The following is a 15,718-nucleotide window of genomic DNA, read 5'->3' as shown; positions in this document are numbered from 1 at the left end:
CAGAGCTGAATTTAGAGCAAGTTTAGCGGATCGACATCGACGGTCATGCTGACGTTGGGCGGGCAGAGCGATCGCAACTCATTCCAGTCTGGCAACTCCACTGCTCGATTCAGCGGCAACTTCAGCAGCACCTGCCAACGATACCGCCGCGCTACCCGCAAGATACTGGCTGGCGCTGGCCCCAGTAATTCATAGCCTGACTCTGCTTGTTGAGGCGCGAGCACCGCAGCAATGCGTTTGGCTGTTTTCTGGACCGCTAGTGGGTCAGGACTGCTAAATTTCAGCAGTACCAGTCGATTGTGAGGCGGAAATCGTAAGGTTTGTCGTTGCAGTAACTCGGCGCTGACAAATGGCTCGTATTCGTGGCGTTGCACCGCCTCAACTACAAAATGTTCTGGCGAATAGGTTTGAATAATCACTTGTCCGGGTTCATCGCCTCGGCCTGCTCGACCTGCGACTTGGGTCAGAGTCTGAAAAGCCCGCTCACTGGCCCGAAAGTCTGGCAGGTGCAATAAGCCGTCTGCGGCGACCACCCCCACTAGAGTCACTTGAGGCAGGTCAATGCCTTTAGTCAGCATCTGTGTGCCCACCAACAAATCTGCGTCTCCTTGGGCAAACTGCGTTAATAAAGCTCGGTGCGATCCTTTGGTGCGGGTGGTATCGCTGTCAAACCGCAGACAGCGCAGGTCAGGTAAGTGCTTTGCCAGTTCTTGCGTGACTCGTTGGGTGCCGCTGCCAAAGAATTTGAGATAAGGGGAGCTACATTCCGGGCATTGAGGCGGATGGATAGCCGTATGGTTGCAGTAGTGGCACCGCAGCAGTTGAGTCGCCTCAGCGTGGGTGTGATGGTAAGACAAGGAGACGTCACAGTTAGGGCAATCCACCACATAGCCGCAACTGCGACAGGAAACAAAGGTGCTGTGCCCTCGGCGATGGATAAATAGAATGCCCTGCTGACCTCGTTCTCGAAGTCGTTCTAGGGCTACCTGCAAAGCGCGACTGAAAATGGTGCGGTTCCCCTGCTGAAATTCCTGCCGCATATCGACGACTTCAATCGGTGGCAGAGGCCGCGATCGCACGCGACTGGGCAAAGATAAGTAATGCGGTGCGGGCGGGCTAACGTCTTGATTGGCCTTGGCACTGACCCAAGTTTCAATCGAAGGAGTGGCGGAACCTAAGATCAAAGGGCAATTGACTAACTCAGCTCGCCATTGAGCCACAGTGCGCGCATGGTAGCAGGGAGCAGGTTGGTCTTGCTTAAAGCTGGAGTCGTGTTCCTCATCTAAGATAATCAGGCCGAGCTGCGGCAACGGCGCAAACACCGCCGATCGCGTCCCAATTACCACTTGGGGGCTACCGCTAAGCATTTGCCGCCAAGTATCGTACCGCTCCCCCTCCGAGAGGGCGCTGTGGTAAACACAAACCTTGCTGCCAAACCTAGCGCGGAAGCGATCGGTGAGCTGAGGCGTTAAACCGATTTCTGGCACCAACACTAATGCTGACTGACCACGTTGCAGGACGGGCGCGATCGCCTGAAGATAAACCTCGGTCTTACCGGAACCCGTCACTCCATGCAGTAATACCTGGGCAAAGCCAGAGAGTGAAGTGATAGTCGAGAGGGCTTGGGCTTGGTCGGGGGTGAGTTCCTTAGGTTGATCGGGGGCGATCGCGACCCCTGCTTCAGCCCGTAAAATTTCGCGCGGCTGAATAACAATGCAACCTTTTTTAGCCAAGGTTTGCACCGTACCAGAACTAGTTCGACAAAGCTGAAGAAGATCACTGAGCCACAGATCCCCCCCTTCTCGCTGGAGGGCTTGAATAATTTCTTGTTGGCGTGGGCTTAGGCTGTCTTCTAGATGGCTAGCCGCCACTAAAGTAACCGCTTGACGTAGCTTCGGACGCACCGTGGCAGGAGGTTCCAGGTAACTCTCGATCCAGCCTTGCTTCACCAGTTCTCGCAGCCCGCGATCGGCACCTGGAATTTTTTGCTGGAGATACTGCCAAGTGTAGTTACCCTGCTTTTGAGCTTGGAGCCTGCTTAAAACTTGCTGCGCGGCTGAACTTAATCCACTGGGATCAAGCCCATCTAAAGCTTTTAGCTCAATCAGGCGGACTCGTCGTTGCGATCGCCCTAATAAACCAGGCGGCAGAGCTACTCGAATCACTGCCATTAGCGAAGTGCAGTAGTAGTCAGCGACTTGGTTCAGTAGAGTCCAATAGGTAGCCGGAAAGAACCCAGTGCTGACCACCTCTTCTACCTCTCTAACCTGGGTTGGAGGTAGATCTGGAGGCAGCTGAGCTAAAAGGTGAATTGCGATCGCACCGACTTGTTGAGCCCCAAACGGCACTGTCAGAATATCTCCCGGTTGCACCGTCAAATCAGGCGGCAAGGCATAAGTGAAAAGCCCTTGGGCTCCAGGGCAGTCTACTAAAACTTCAACCCAGGAAAAGGTGGCAAAACGATAAGAGTCATTGATCCCAGACTCAGCCAATAGGGGAGTAGCAAGACTAAGACTGGAATCAAACATACGAGAACGCATCCCAACTGCAAAGGCCCGAGACGACCCGTAAAATCGCTCTGTCTCATTTTCGCCTAACTTCCTCGATCCAGAAGAAGCCAGCCTGAGTTTGTCCTAAATTCTTTGCTCAAGCGGCAAATCAAGAGATTTAACGCTCAAAACTATAAAGCTAATTGCTGAGTTCGTATTAATCAACTGGTAGATAAAATTAATATTAAATAAGAAAGATTTTCTGCGATTCAGACTTCAATCTAAGGAGCATAGGGCATTTCTCCCCAACGGTAGAGAAGGATGTTTTTGCCAATATGAGATCCTGTTGTTACAGAAAAGTTGATCAATCCAACTTTAAAACTAAAAAAGTTAAATGATTTTATCGCACCTACTGGATATTCTTTTAAGTACTAGTGCTTTTTCTGACTAGTCACTACGGATATTAGTACCCCGCTTGACAGAACAGGGTGCTTCCAGGGACTGCGAAATAAGGGTTTGCGAGTTGATTTCCCCATCAGCTTCAGAAGACCTAGGTTGACTTTTTAACACTCGTACTAGAGAAGAAAGTGCTGAAAATTATTTTTGGCCAACTTTATTCTCGAAGTACCTAATATTCCAACTGGAGCAATTTGTCTCTGGTAATTTACGTACCCTATTTCAAAACTGGAATCAAATATCACTTATATGGTTGTTCTTGGATTCAGTCTGAGTGAATGAAGCGCTTTAGCCGCCTTAAAAGCTTAAATCTTAGCCCCAAAGAGAACACTGCTAAGCCAAGTGCTACCTCGTTATATGTATCCACCCAATAGCCTCTCTAACCCAGACACCCAGTTAGATTTTGATATGCGCTTTTCTGAGTTTGACCCTGCCACTACCTTACAAATCGAAACAGAACCTGACTTCACAAGTGTGACGACTTTTGAGGAGGCTGATTTAGCTGGAGGTGAGGTAGAGCCAGGTGTAGCCGATTTAGTCACACCCGACGCTCTAGATTTAGGGGATAGCAGCCTCTTAGAGTTGGAAGATCCAGATACCACGGTACAAATCGCGACTAGGCTGTCAGGTTATAACAAAACTGTATCGGATGACGCTGTAGGTGCCTTCTTCAAGGAGATGGCTCGCTACCCGCTACTCAAAGCCAACGAAGAAATCGAGTTGGCGCGGCGAGTCCAGTATCTCGTTGAAATCGACGAACTGCATGAACGCCTCAGAACTGAATTAGACCGTCATCCCAGCAAAGCAGACTTAGCGGCAGCTCTGGAATTGACAGAACGGCAGCTCGAACACCGTCTCTATCAGAGCCGTGTAGCGAAGCGCAAAATGATTCGCTCAAACTTGCGATTGGTGGTCTCGATCGCCAAACGATATTTGAATCGGGGCGTGCCTTTCCTAGATCTGATTCAAGAAGGTGCTTTGGGTCTGAACCGCGCTACTGAAAAGTTTGACCCCGATAAGGGATACAAGTTTTCTACCTATGCGTACTGGTGGATTCGCCAGGGGATCACTCGGACGATCGCCAATGATGCTCGGACGATTCGTCTTCCGGTGCATGTGGTGGAGAAGCTAAATAAGCTGAAAAAAGTCCACCGTGATCTAAAGCGGGAACTGGGTCGTAACCCTAGTGAAGAAGAAGTAGCGGAAGCTTTAGAAGTCTCACCTCGGCAACTCCGCGAACTGCAACAGGTACGGCGGCGATCGCTCTCCCTCAATCATCGCGTCGGTAAAGGCGAAGACACCGAGCTGATGGATCTGCTAGAAGATGGCAACACCCAATCGCCAGAAGCGCAGATCAGTGAAGTGATGATGAGCCAAGACATTTGGGAAGTGTTGGCCGATGTGTTGACGCAGCGAGAGAAGGATATTATCTCTCTACGCTACGGCTTAGCCACAGGAGAACCTTGCACCCTGGAAGAAGTTGGTGGTTTATTTAACCTTTCACGAGAACGGGTACGCCAAATTCAGAGCAAGGCGATGCGGAAACTGCGCCGTCCTCAGGTGGCTGCACGGTTGAAAGGTTGGCTGAAATAGACCTAACCCCTAACCCCTTCCCTACCAGGGAAGGGGAATAAGATTGTAGGCTAAAGCGAGGGCTGTTTGGCATTGCCCTTGACGTGTCTATCCTGTTGTCTTTATGGCCTTGTCTACTGCTTGTGTGGTGCGTCCTGCGATCGCCGCTGATGTGCCGACTATTTTTGCCTTAATTCAAGCCTTGGCGGAGTACGAGAAACTATCTGATGAGGTGGTAGGTAGTCCAGCAGCTTTAGAGTCTCATCTGTTTGGCGATCGCCCCTATGCAGAAGCAATTGTGGCGGAGGTGGCAGGTCAAGGCGTGGGGTTTGCGCTGTTTTTTCATAACTATTCCACTTTTCTGACTCAGCCGGGAATTTACCTAGAAGACTTGTTTGTCCTGCCAGAGTACCGAGGGCAAGGAATTGGCAAAGCGTTGCTAACTTACCTAGCTCAACTTGCAGTCACTCGAAACTGTGGTCGCCTAGAGTGGAGTGTTTTAGATTGGAATGCTCCAGCGATCGCGTTTTATGAACGGATGGGAGCGGATGTTTTACCCAATTGGCGTACTTGTCGAGTCACGGGTCAGTCATTGGCAAATTTGGCCGCGATCGCACCTGCTCCCACTCTGTCTAGTTAGATACGACATGCCTGGCGTTACAGATTCTTGGGAATTGTTAACAACGATACGATTTTTCTTGCTCTGAACCGCTCTGTCTTGTAGAAATTTCTTTTAGATAGAGTAGTAAACCCAAAGCTTGGAGACACGACGCTATGACAATTTGGGTAAACGAACAAATTGACCCTTCTGGCATTCTTTACTCTTGCATCGCTTCTTGCAGTGAAGATCACGCGAAAGATTGCCATGAGTCGTTTGAGAGCAACCTCACCGAAACCCAAAAAAAAGCAGGTTGGGTTGCTACGATGCGAACGGTCAATTCTTGGGATGAAGTTCCTGCGAGTGCTTTAAAGCTGGACTAACGGCCTCAAGGGTTTGTGTGAAATAGCGTAGATGTCTCGCAACTAGCGCACTCTGCGAAAAACTGTTTGCCACATTTGCGAATTTTTGCTTTGGCATTGCAAGCAGGGCAAACCGCCTTAATTGAGTTATTGCCGCTACATTCAGAGCATTTTAAGTAGTAGCCATATTTGCCATACTCGACCGACAAGCTGGAACTGTGGCAATGTTGGCAGCTTTGAGCCTGAGAAGCCACGACCTCTTTAGGTTGTGGCGACAAACGAAGTTTTGGTATGGAGGTAGCTGCTTGAGTGGGCGAAGCAAGCTGAGAAATTTTGAGCTTTGGCGTTTCTACTAAAGGTGGTTCAGAAATGGGTTGACCTAAAGGCCGATGGTGCTGAACTAAGAAGTCAGCTACCTTAGACAGCTCTTCGTCATTGAACCAGTAGCCTGCATCTTTAAGATTGAGGCTAAACAGGCTGTTGGCTTTTCGATATTTTTCAACGATTGCCTGTACTCGCTCTACAACTTGATCAGCCTTAGAAATCTCTTCTAAACTCATTCCTTCAGAGCGCTTGATCATGCCAGAGTCAGAAATTGCAACGAGAACATCTAGGCCCATGCCACCAAAGTAAGTTTGTAACCCTAAAATTTTTCCTCGTAGTCTATCTGCATGGTCATTCAGGTATTTCTTCAGAAAGTCTGCTTGTCTACGAGCTTGCTGAATAGGAGATGGCATTCCTTGAGGAGTGCCGTTGAACCAACGAATCCATTCGCCATGTTGATTCACTTCGACTTGCTTTGAAACACTTTTACTTTCAATAATTACGACTCCATGTCGGTGCAGGATCAAGTGGTCAATTTGAGCCGCATCATCGCCTTGCTCCAGACGCAAATCATTGAACACATAAAGCTTTTGCTCATCGCTAAAGGCGCGGCGTAGGTAGAATGCCATTTGCTCCTCGGCTATACGCCCTGCCTTAGCAAACTTATTTTGGGAGACAAAAGCATCCAATTCTTTGACAATCATTGGCTATCCTGCATGATTTTGAAGCTCAACTAGTCGGGCGATCGCTTGTCCCAATCTTTTAAGGCGATCGCTCATCTTAAAAAAAGTTTTCCCAGAACGGCTCTGGCTCTACAATCAAGGGAAATTCTTCATCCCCGAACCCACCGTGACTTACTGTCTGGGAATCCTGACTAAATTTGGTTTGGTCATGGCTGCGGACTCGCGCACCAATGCTGGCGTTGACTACATCTCCACTTATCAAAAGCTGTTTGATTTGTCTCAGCCCGGAGAGCGGATTCTACTGCTTTGCACCTCAGGCAATCTGTCGGTGACGCAAGGCGCTTTAACCCTGCTGCGGCAAGACCTCCAATCTGGGGCGGCAGTGAATCTCCATACCTTGCCCAACTTCTATGAGATTGCCCGTTACATCGGCGAAAAGCTGCGCCAAATTCAGGAGCAAGACCGCTCTTGGTTGCAGCAAGATGGCATTGATGCCACCTGTACCGTGATTCTCGGGGGTCAGATCAAAGGGCAAGAGCCAGAGCTGTATATGATTTACAGTCAGGGCAACTGCATCCATGCCACTAAAGACACCCCATTTTTGCAAATTGGCGAAACTAAATATGGCAAGCCGATTCTCGATCGCACCTTAACTTTTGAGACGCCTCTAGAAGCAGCCGCTAAATGTGCCTTGCTGTCGATTGACTCCACCATGAAATCCAATATCTCGGTGGGGCCGCCGATCAGCTTGGTCATGTATGAAATCGATAGCTTCCGGATCAAGCATGAACTGCGGCTCCGGATTGGCGCACCTTACTTAGCTCAAATTCGTAGACATTGGGAAGCTTGCTTGCGTCAAGCCTTTGAATGTATGCCAGAGATTGAGTGGGAGCACGCCCTCCAAGACTCAAACGAAGATATCCCCATTGATTAGAAACGATTAAGTGTTCGTGGCAAATTGGGATAGCCCAAAGTCTGTGCGGGCTTGAATCGATAAGTGGTATTTCAGGCTAGATTGCACTGCACCCGCTCGATTCAACGTCCCAGAAATGGGAGCTGCGTAAGCTGGAGCGGCACTGGCAACTAAAGCAATATGATGATCCGCCACCGCTAAGCCTTGGGTGGGATCATAGCCGCGCCAGCCTGCTCCAGGGAGATAGACCTCTGCCCAAGCATGGAGATGTCGCTCGGTAGCTTGGCGATCGCCCGCTTCATAGCCGCTGACAAACCGTGCTGCTAATCCGATCGCTCGGCAAGCTTCCATAAACAACACGGTCAAATCGCGGCAGGAGCCTAAGCGTTGCGCCCAGGTGATCCCTGGTGCTAGGGGTTCGCCAAATTCCCGAATCGTATGTTTACAGGTTTGGTGAATGCGTTGACTCAGCTCGGAGAGAAACGCGATCGCATCTCCTCCAGTCGCTTGATGGATCTCCTGGGCCAATTTCACGGCGACGGGATCAAGGCTGGTGGAGTAATGCAGCGTTTGCCCGCTTAGGTAGGGTTTGAGCTGTGTATGGAGGGAGGCAGGATAATCAATCGGCAACTTCAGCGCCCAAGCCTCCATCAAATAGTCGAAAGGGTTGCTGCGGAGGGTTTCGACTTGCGACAACACTTGAATCTGCAAGCGATCGGTCAACTCTTGCTGGAACCACAGCTTAACCACCGCATTGCCATCTAAATCCGTGATCTGCGAGATGCCCAGTGGTTTGGGATCAACCACCAGCGAGAAGGATTGCAAGGATTGACTGGCATCACAGCGGGGACGCAGCCTGACCAAGTGCGGAGCCAGCGTCACAGGCTGACTGTAACTGTAGGTGGTGGTGTGGGCGATTTGGTAATGCAAGGAAAGTCAGGAGGAGTGAGGGGCCAATGCTTATACCGGATTGACGGCGACAAAGGTAGAAAAGACTTTTTCGCCTATGTCATTCAGTTGTCGCTGAATTTTATCTAAAAACTCATGTAACCCTGCTTCAATGATGTCGTCAATTGTCAGGTAGCCAAGTTCGGAGCGTAACCGTCCGACTGCCCGCTCAGTTGGATTGCTCCAGGTTCCGGTTGGGGTGCCTGTAATGCGATGCAGCGATCGCTCAGCTTGCAGGATACAAAACTGAATCGAGCGGGGGAATTCGCGATCGAGAATCAGAAACTCTGCTACGGCAGTGGGGTTGATTCGGTGCCGCTGCCGCTTACGGTACATTTCATAAGCGCTCGCTGACCTGAGCAACGCCATCCATTGCAACTCATCCAAGGTGGTCCCCACATCTTTGGCGGAGGGGAGCAAGATGAAGTACTTCACATCCAGAATCCGCGCTGTTTTGTCAGCTCTTTCTAACAAGCGACCAATCTGTCCGAAATGCCAACCTTCGCCGTGGGTCATCGTGGCATCCATGATGCCTGCGAATAAGTGACTAGACATTTTTACCTCAGTAAAGAAGTCCTGCCACTCTGGCAGCGAATCAGTCTCAGCCGCCTCTTTCACCATAAAGTAGAAGGCATTCAGCTGCTGCCACATCTCGGAGGAGATCACCTCACGCACAGAACGGGCATTCTCGCGCGCTGCTGACAGACAAGAGAGGATGGAATTAGGATAGTGGCGATCGAAGGTGAGAAACCGCATCACATTCTCTGCGGCCGCCTCACCATAGCGCTGTTGAAACAAAGGCAAATCGCCTGTGGTCAGGATCAGCGGTTCCCACTGCTGAGTCACCCCAGGGGGAGAATCTAGCAATAAATTCAGATTCACTTCAATAAAACGAGCGACATTTTCGGCTCGTTCCACATAGCGATTCAGCCAATAAATTGAATCTGCGACTCGACTGAGCATCACTTTTATCTCCTTACTTGCAGACCACCCAAGTATCTTTGCTACCGCCGCCCTGGGAAGAGTTGACGACCAGAGAGCCTTTTCGCAACGCCACTCTGGTTAAGCCACCAGGGCTGACATAGATGTTTTTGCCGTAGAGAATGTAGGGGCGCAGATCGACGTGGCAGCCTTCGATTTGCTCTTCCATCAAGGTAGGCACTCGGGAGAGACAAAGGGTGGGCTGAGCGATGTAATTGCGGGGGTTAGCCTTAATTTTCTCGGCAAAGGCTTCCCGCTCTGCTGCCGAGGCTTGGGAACCAATCAACATGCCATATCCCCCCGACTCGTTCGCTGCTTTGACGACTAGTTTGTCTAGGTTAGCCAAAACATGGCTTTGCTGTTGGGGTTCCCAACACAGATAAGTCGGGACGTTGGCGAGAATCGGGTCTTCGCCCAAGTAATAGCGAATAATTTGCGGCACATAGGCGTAAATGACTTTGTCGTCAGCGATCCCAGTTCCTAACGCATTGGCGAGGGCGACTCGTCCGGCGCGATACACGTCCATCAAGCCTGGAACACCGAGCATCGAATCGGAGCGAAAGGCTAGCGGGTCGATAAAATCATCATCAATGCGGCGGTAGATCACATCGACTCGCTGCAACCCTTTGGTGGTGCGCATTTGCAGGTAGCCATCCGCCACGACTAGATCACGCCCCTCCACCAGTTGCACACCCATCTGCTGGGCCAGAAAGGAATGCTCAAAGTAGGCTGAGTTATAGATACCAGGGCTCAGCACCACCACAGTGGGATCGCTCAGATGCTCTGGGGCTAGATTCAGCAAGGTTTCTAGCAGGTGACTGGAGTAGTCCTCTACGGGTTGAATCGGCATGGTGTTGAAGAGTTGCGGGAAAGTACTCTTCATGACGCGGCGATTTTCTAGCACGTAGGAGACGCCAGAAGGACAGCGGAGGTTGTCTTCCAGCACATACCAGCGACCATCGCGATCGCGCACCAAATCAGTCCCAGTGATGTGACACCAAATGCCTCCCGGCGGGTTTAATCCCAGGCAAGGCTTGAGAAAACCCGTGGCTGAATAAATCAGCTCTGCCGGAATCACACTATCCCGCAGAATTTTTTGCTCGTTATAGATGTCATGCAGAAACAAGTTCAGCGCGTAGATGCGTTGCTTTAAGCCTTGTTCTAGTTCTTTCCATTCCTGCGCCGAGACAATGCGGGGAATGATGTCAAAGGGCATGATGCGCTCGGTGCCCTGACCATCGCTATAGACATTGAACGTTACGCCCAACTTCATCAAGGCGATCTGGGCAGATTGCTGGCGACGTTTGATTTCACTAGCAGAGAAAGAATTAAACCGCTCGATTAAGAGGGTGGCTTCCGGACGGGGCTTGCTTTTGGCGATAAACAACTCGTCATAAAAACCCTCTGGATCATAGTGATCAAATCGCACGGCAAACCACCCACCTTGCTGGAGTCATTCATCCTTGATAGAGGCTGAGGGAGTTCGATACTGTAGCCACTGATACGGAATCTTCTTTAGAACGCTTTAGAGTCAAATAACAATTTCTATCACTCGCCGCTGTTCCTGAAACCTGCCCAAAAATTTTCTAGGGAATCTTAATACCCGTTCTCTGAACTTCCACGTTAACTTGCTAGTGAACGCGATCGCCATGCTTAATCTTTCTATGGCTTACATTGGCAATCTCAGCAGTACTGAGCAACTCCAGGTCGAGAACGTAGGAACCCAAACTGCGATCGCCTTGACCAGCGCCAGTACGAGTCAGCAGCAGAGTCAGTGGACTAGCCTCACCACAGGTCATTGGGTGGTGCCGCCCACCTTATTTCGAACTCCGGCTGGCTGGATCTTACGGATTGAATCGGCTCAAGGCCAGTTCTTTGTGCAACTGGCAGGGGGCAGGCTCAATCTGTTGACTGCGCCACCCAGCTTGACAGGGGCAGAAACTTTACCACTCCAACCAGTGGCTGGAACCAATACTGGCGCTGATGCGGCATCATCTATGGCACCCATGCTGCCGATCGCTCCCCTATCACCCCTGCCGCCGCTGCCGTCTATGCCACCCATGCAGATGGGAGATATGCAAATGCAGCTAGAACCCATGCAGATGCGAATGGGCAATATGCAAATGCAGATTGGCACCCCTCCCGTCACTTCAACTCCTTTAACTCCTGCTCCCGCTCCCGCACCTTCCTCCACCGAATCAGCCCAGCGCTTCTGCTCGCAGTGTGGCAAAGCCGTTAGCCTCAGCGATCGCTTTTGTGCTCAATGTGGTCATGCTTTAACCGCACCTTAGGTGTGCTTGGGAAGGCGGGGCACGCGGTGGCGAATCGGACCCAGAACTTGATTGAGTTCGCGCAGTTGCTCGGCGGTTCCCATAGAAATGAGCACATCTCCGGTCATCAAGGTGGTGTCGGCAGTGGGACCGGCAATCAAGCTACCGTCAGCGCGGCGTATCGCTAGCACTAAGGCTCCGGTTTGCGATCGCAGACGAGCTTCGCGTAGAGTTTGGCCGACATAGGGGCAAGTGCCTGGCTCCAGCAAACACTCCTCCATGTAGAATGCTCGGTCTGTCCCAGTCAAAATACCATCGACAAAATCCATCACCTGAGGCCTGAGGGCAGCGGCGGCCATGCGTTTACCGCCCGTAATGTAAGGCGATACGACGGCATCTGCACCCCCTCGTTGTAGCTTTTTGAGGGCTTCTTCGGTGCTGGCTCTGGCGATCGCTCGGACTTGCGGATTCAGAGTTTTGGCCGAAAGCACGGTGTAGAGATTCTCGGCATCGGAAGGCAAAGCTGCTACCAAACAAACGGCTCGCTCAATCCCCACTCTAGTCAGCACTTCGTCGAGCGTGGCATCGCCTTGAATGGCCACATAGCCTAGCTCCTGCGCTTCGTGCACCTCCGCCAGATCAGAATCAATGGCAATAAAGGGGATGCCCTCGGCCTTAAACTCTAAAGCAATCTGACGACCCGTTCGCCCAAACCCACAGAGAATATAGTGTTGTGTCAGTGATTCCATGATGCGCCGTCGCTGCTGTAACCGCAGTCCTGCTTGAAAGTACCCTTGAATCAATGCTTCTGTGAACCGATTGACGATATAGCCGATCGCCACCACTCCCATCAAAATCAAGATGATAGTAAATAACCGTCCGCGATCGCCCAGCTCATGGACTTCCATAAAGCCCACGGTCGCTAGGGTGATCACGGTCATGTAGGCGGCATCCAGCCAGCGCCACCCCTCAACCCAGCAATACCAAACCGTGCCAATCAGAAACACTCCCATAAGAGCGATCGCGCCGCCGATCAATTCAGCTTTGATGCGTCGATATCTTTGCTCAATGGTGGCTTGAGAGTTAAAGAGGTTATCGGGATTCACATAGCAATGCTAAAGGGTCTCTGTTTGCAGAATAACCGCGATCGAGGGGTGTGGTGCAAAAACGTTGCGCACTCCTCTCTCTAGGACAGGTGACTCGTGGTACAGCCGCGAGTTGTTGACAACTTGTAAAGTAAAGCAAGGGGCCTTCATCAAGGGAAAGCAATGTACGTACTGATTGGGGGAGCAGGGTTAATCGGGCTTAACTTGGCCCAGAGATTGGTGGATTTAGGGCATACGGTGGCGGTGATAGATATTGACCCAGTGGCCTGCCGCTACGCCCGCGAGCAAGTGGGAGTCATGGCTTTTGAAGGCAGTGCTGTCAGCACAGAAGTTTTGCTGGAAGCGGGAATTCGCAAAGCCGATGCTTTGGCTGCGGTCTTACGGGATGATGCCCTAAATTTGGCAATGGCTACTTTAGGCAAGCATTACGGAGTGCCGCAAATTATGGTGCGGATGCGGCATCGAGACTTTGGTGAACCCTACCGCATTGCTGGAGCGACACATGTGATCAATGCGATCGAGCTAGCGGTATCGACGATGGTGAATGCGATCGAATATCCAGAGGTGGAATCGATCATGCACTTTGAGCAAGGCCAGATTGAAGTGTTGAAGCTAGCGATTCCCAACCAATGTCATGTGGTCGGGCGCAGTGTGGCAGAAGTGGCGCAAGATCAACGCTTTCCAACCGGATCTTTGATCATTGGCTATCAAACCCACCCGCAAACCTCGCTGAAAATTCCCAACGGCAGCACCGTGTTAGAACCCGGATCAACCATTTTGATTGTCACTAAGCCAGGAACCCTGCATGAGGTGATTGATTTTGTGCAGGGCTGCACTTGATGCAAAAGCCTTTTGAAGGAGATATGTCATGAGGTGGAACTCCTACATGGAGTTAGCCTTGCATCACAATGCTTGAGATAGAGAAAATCTGAGGGCTCAAACTACTAACATGAAACCTGAAATATCTAATAACAAACACCCTTATTACTTATGAAACCCGAATTTGCCATTCCTTATCAAACTGGTGCTAAATTATCTCAGCCTTCTGATGGTCAGGTAAAATCCATTCTGCCAACTCCACCTAGTAGTCAAGAGCCTTCTAAAGTGCAGAAATAGGTAGTTGTTTGCTAGGGGTGGTCGCTATTGAGGGCGGATGAAGTCAGGCATTGACTCGGCCCTCAAAAAGTTAAGGTAGAACCACCTCAAGCAAAATCTTAGATAAAGCTTCTTAATCGTCTTCTAGCTTTAATAATTGCTCATCAATCTGGCGCAAACGCGATCGCACGATCACTTCAGACAAAACCCGTTTCCGCAGGGCATCATTGAGTGCGCCTTTCTCTACCAAAAGTAAGCGTCTGCGGATGGCATCGAGCTTAATGCGATCGCCAAAGGTTTCTGCTGCTCCATTGCCCACATTGACAGTATCAATGCGGCGGTTGAACAAGTCGCGTAGAGTCTTTTCCGCCGATACCACGCGCACCTGATAGCCAGAGCGCATTTCTTCAAAGATAGAGCGGGGCAACACTCCAGTTTTGAGTAAACCATCCAGCTCGTCTTGAGCTGCTTTGGCAGCAATGAGCTGCGCCTGTAACTCTTCCACCTGTTGGCCTGCATCGGAGATTTGAGACAGTTGCAACTGCCGAACGACCCAAGGTAAGCCCAATCCTTGCACCACCAACGACAGCAACACTGCCCCAAACACCAACACAATTAATTCGCCACGTCCAGGTAAGCTGGCTGGCAAGCTGAGCGCTAAGGCCATCGACAACGACCCTTTGATATTGCCGAGAAACAGCACATGTTGCCAGCGTAACGGCACAGCACGATCGAACCAACCCACGACTGCCAGCAAGGGATACACACAGAGCGATCGCCCGACTTGGTAGGCCAAGACTCCTAGCAACACCGCAGGCAGCGTCCGCCACAGCACGGGTAAATCAATTTCTAAGCCAATCAGCAAAAAGATAAAGGTATTGACCCCGAATCCCGCGTAGTCCCAGAAACTCAACAGCGTGATCCGGCTAGATGCAGACACCCCCCGCGACAAGCCCAAGTTGCCGAGAATTAACCCCGCCACGACCACCGCTACCACCCCAGATACGGCAATCAACTGGGAAAGCTGAAAGGCTCCGAGCGCCACGGCCACAGTGAGCAGAATACTGCTGAGTGGGTCATCTGAGCGCACAAATAACTCAGTGCTTAAGTATCCTAAAGCCGCCCCGACTAGAGAACCCCCCACAATCACCACGATTAGTTCTTGAATACTTTCGCCTACAGTGACGGAGCCCGTTTCATAAACCTTCAAAATCAAGCTGAATAGAACGAGAGCGATGCCGTCGTTGAACAAGCTCTCTCCTTCGACAATGGTGGAAAGCCGCGCTGGAACTGGAACTTCTTTAAACACGGCAATGACCGAAACTGTATCGGTGATTGCTAGAATCACGCCAAGCAGAAGGGCTGGAATCCAGGCGAGTTCTAAACCAAATTTCAGGATGATGGCCGTGATCCCCGACGCGATCACCACACCGGGTCCTGCCAACAATACAATCGGCTTTATCAGACTCCGCAGACGACTGATATCAGTGTTGATCGCCGCTTCAAACAACAGAATTGGCAGAAACAAATTCAGAATCAGGGAAGAATCCAGGCCGATGCGATTGGGCAAAAATTCCGCGATCGCCAGTCCTGCCAATACCAACCCAGTCACATAGGGAATCCGAAATCGTCGCGACAACAAGGCAACGACCGTGGCGACGAGCAACAGAATAATCAGCGTGGGAACTAAGGCTGCAACTTGCCCTTGATTGGAAGTGATCAGCAATAAAGATATGTTTCCAGAAAATCCAGTCAGTTGGCTCAAGTGCATGGCTTAGGAAAGAGGTAGTTGCAAACGACAAGATTGATTGAGCAAGCTGAAGTTGCCCTATAGTTCAGTCCAAAGTTTAGTCGTTAAGAAACCTTGAATAAACTCTGCCTGGAAGCTGCACAGGTTTTCGCAAAATTCGATTAATCTAGG

Annotated in this window: 14 protein-coding genes; 7 read left to right on the top strand and 7 right to left on the bottom strand. The window is 50.7% G+C overall.

Annotated features, from left to right (window positions below):
• Nucleotides 1–11: 11 nt before the first annotated feature.
• Nucleotides 12–2,528 carry a primosomal protein N' gene (priA, locus tag H6F90_RS17450; protein WP_190553674.1) on the bottom strand — a complete coding sequence of 839 codons (2,517 nt, stop codon included), beginning with the start codon at nt 2,526–2,528 and terminating at the stop codon, nt 12–14.
• Between the two features lie 774 nt (nt 2,529–3,302).
• On the opposite strand from priA, the gene H6F90_RS17445 reads away from it, so the two are divergent.
• From H6F90_RS17445 to H6F90_RS17435, 3 genes are all read left to right on the top strand, one after another.
• Nucleotides 3,303–4,538, top strand: a complete 1,236-nt coding sequence (locus H6F90_RS17445) for an RNA polymerase sigma factor, RpoD/SigA family (protein ID WP_242024514.1) — start codon at nt 3,303–3,305, stop codon at nt 4,536–4,538.
• 103 nt (nt 4,539–4,641) lie between these two features.
• Nucleotides 4,642–5,157, top strand: a complete 516-nt coding sequence (locus H6F90_RS17440; protein WP_190553600.1) for a GNAT family N-acetyltransferase — start codon at nt 4,642–4,644, stop codon at nt 5,155–5,157.
• Nucleotides 5,158–5,291: 134 nt separating this feature from the next.
• Nucleotides 5,292–5,498 carry a glycogen debranching protein gene (locus tag H6F90_RS17435; protein ID WP_190434961.1) on the top strand — a complete coding sequence of 69 codons (207 nt, stop codon included), beginning with the start codon at nt 5,292–5,294 and terminating at the stop codon, nt 5,496–5,498.
• A gap of 5 nt (nt 5,499–5,503) precedes the next feature.
• Here the strand turns inward: H6F90_RS17435 and H6F90_RS17430 are convergent, their stop codons facing one another.
• Nucleotides 5,504–6,505, bottom strand: coding sequence for a nuclease-related domain-containing protein (locus H6F90_RS17430; RefSeq protein ID WP_190553599.1), 1,002 nt, complete (start codon nt 6,503–6,505; stop codon nt 5,504–5,506).
• A 145-nt stretch (nt 6,506–6,650) separates the two neighbouring features.
• Here H6F90_RS17430 and H6F90_RS17425 point away from each other — a divergent pair, with 145 nt between their 5' ends.
• Nucleotides 6,651–7,418 carry a proteasome-type protease gene (locus tag H6F90_RS17425; RefSeq protein ID WP_190553598.1) on the top strand — a complete coding sequence of 256 codons (768 nt, stop codon included), beginning with the start codon at nt 6,651–6,653 and terminating at the stop codon, nt 7,416–7,418.
• Nucleotides 7,419–7,424: 6 nt separating this feature from the next.
• Here the strand turns inward: H6F90_RS17425 and H6F90_RS17420 are convergent, their stop codons facing one another.
• From H6F90_RS17420 to H6F90_RS17410, 3 genes are read right to left on the bottom strand one after another with little or no spacing between them, the layout of a single operon-like run.
• A complete protein-coding gene (locus H6F90_RS17420; protein WP_190553597.1) occupies nt 7,425–8,327 on the bottom strand; it encodes a transglutaminase family protein in 903 nt (300 codons plus the stop codon).
• 30 nt (nt 8,328–8,357) lie between these two features.
• On the bottom strand, nt 8,358–9,308 hold the full coding sequence (locus H6F90_RS17415; RefSeq protein ID WP_190553596.1) for an alpha-E domain-containing protein: 951 nt from the start codon (nt 9,306–9,308) through the stop codon (nt 8,358–8,360).
• Nucleotides 9,309–9,321: 13 nt separating this feature from the next.
• On the bottom strand, nt 9,322–10,755 hold the full coding sequence (locus tag H6F90_RS17410; protein WP_190553595.1) for a circularly permuted type 2 ATP-grasp protein: 1,434 nt from the start codon (nt 10,753–10,755) through the stop codon (nt 9,322–9,324).
• A gap of 220 nt (nt 10,756–10,975) precedes the next feature.
• On the opposite strand from H6F90_RS17410, the gene H6F90_RS17405 reads away from it, so the two are divergent.
• Nucleotides 10,976–11,617 carry a zinc ribbon domain-containing protein gene (locus tag H6F90_RS17405; RefSeq protein WP_190553594.1) on the top strand — a complete coding sequence of 214 codons (642 nt, stop codon included), beginning with the start codon at nt 10,976–10,978 and terminating at the stop codon, nt 11,615–11,617.
• Here H6F90_RS17405 and H6F90_RS17400 read toward each other — a convergent pair.
• On the bottom strand, nt 11,614–12,702 hold the full coding sequence (locus H6F90_RS17400) for a TrkA family potassium uptake protein (protein ID WP_370588039.1): 1,089 nt from the start codon (nt 12,700–12,702) through the stop codon (nt 11,614–11,616). The two genes, H6F90_RS17405 and H6F90_RS17400, sit on opposite strands and share 4 nt — an antisense overlap.
• A 162-nt stretch (nt 12,703–12,864) precedes the next feature.
• On the opposite strand from H6F90_RS17400, the gene H6F90_RS17395 reads away from it, so the two are divergent.
• Together H6F90_RS17395 and H6F90_RS31170 are read left to right on the top strand one after the other, a co-directional pair.
• Nucleotides 12,865–13,542 carry a TrkA family potassium uptake protein gene (locus H6F90_RS17395; protein WP_190434922.1) on the top strand — a complete coding sequence of 226 codons (678 nt, stop codon included), beginning with the start codon at nt 12,865–12,867 and terminating at the stop codon, nt 13,540–13,542.
• Between the two features lie 150 nt (nt 13,543–13,692).
• A complete protein-coding gene (locus H6F90_RS31170; protein WP_255525014.1) occupies nt 13,693–13,818 on the top strand; it encodes a hypothetical protein in 126 nt (41 codons plus the stop codon).
• A 112-nt stretch (nt 13,819–13,930) separates the two neighbouring features.
• Here the strand turns inward: H6F90_RS31170 and H6F90_RS17390 are convergent, their stop codons facing one another.
• Nucleotides 13,931–15,568, bottom strand: coding sequence for a sodium:proton antiporter (locus H6F90_RS17390; RefSeq protein ID WP_190553593.1), 1,638 nt, complete (start codon nt 15,566–15,568; stop codon nt 13,931–13,933).
• Nucleotides 15,569–15,718: the final 150 nt, after the last annotated feature.

It is taken from the genome of Trichocoleus sp. FACHB-591 (assembly GCF_014695845.1).
GTDB lineage: Bacteria > Cyanobacteriota > Cyanobacteriia > FACHB-46 > FACHB-46 > Trichocoleus.
Note: the sequence above shows the minus strand (reverse complement) of the source record. Positions and strands in the feature narration are given on the sequence as shown.

What these genes read in the sequence shown, in the direction of transcription:
- H6F90_RS17395 (WP_190434922.1), top strand. Translation starts at nt 12,865, where the DNA reads ATGTACGTACTGATTGGGGGAGCAGGGTTAATCGGGCTTAACTTGGCC.
- H6F90_RS17405 (WP_190553594.1), top strand. Translation starts at nt 10,976, where the DNA reads ATGCTTAATCTTTCTATGGCTTACATTGGCAATCTCAGCAGTACTGAG.
- priA (WP_190553674.1), bottom strand. Translation starts at nt 2,528, where the DNA reads ATGTTTGATTCCAGTCTTAGTCTTGCTACTCCCCTATTGGCTGAGTCT.
- H6F90_RS17445 (WP_242024514.1), top strand. Translation starts at nt 3,303, where the DNA reads ATGTATCCACCCAATAGCCTCTCTAACCCAGACACCCAGTTAGATTTT.
- H6F90_RS17415 (WP_190553596.1), bottom strand. Translation starts at nt 9,308, where the DNA reads ATGCTCAGTCGAGTCGCAGATTCAATTTATTGGCTGAATCGCTATGTG.
- H6F90_RS17390 (WP_190553593.1), bottom strand. Translation starts at nt 15,568, where the DNA reads ATGCACTTGAGCCAACTGACTGGATTTTCTGGAAACATATCTTTATTG.
- H6F90_RS17430 (WP_190553599.1), bottom strand. Translation starts at nt 6,505, where the DNA reads ATGATTGTCAAAGAATTGGATGCTTTTGTCTCCCAAAATAAGTTTGCT.
- H6F90_RS17440 (WP_190553600.1), top strand. Translation starts at nt 4,642, where the DNA reads ATGGCCTTGTCTACTGCTTGTGTGGTGCGTCCTGCGATCGCCGCTGAT.
- H6F90_RS31170 (WP_255525014.1), top strand. Translation starts at nt 13,693, where the DNA reads ATGAAACCCGAATTTGCCATTCCTTATCAAACTGGTGCTAAATTATCT.
- H6F90_RS17435 (WP_190434961.1), top strand. Translation starts at nt 5,292, where the DNA reads ATGACAATTTGGGTAAACGAACAAATTGACCCTTCTGGCATTCTTTAC.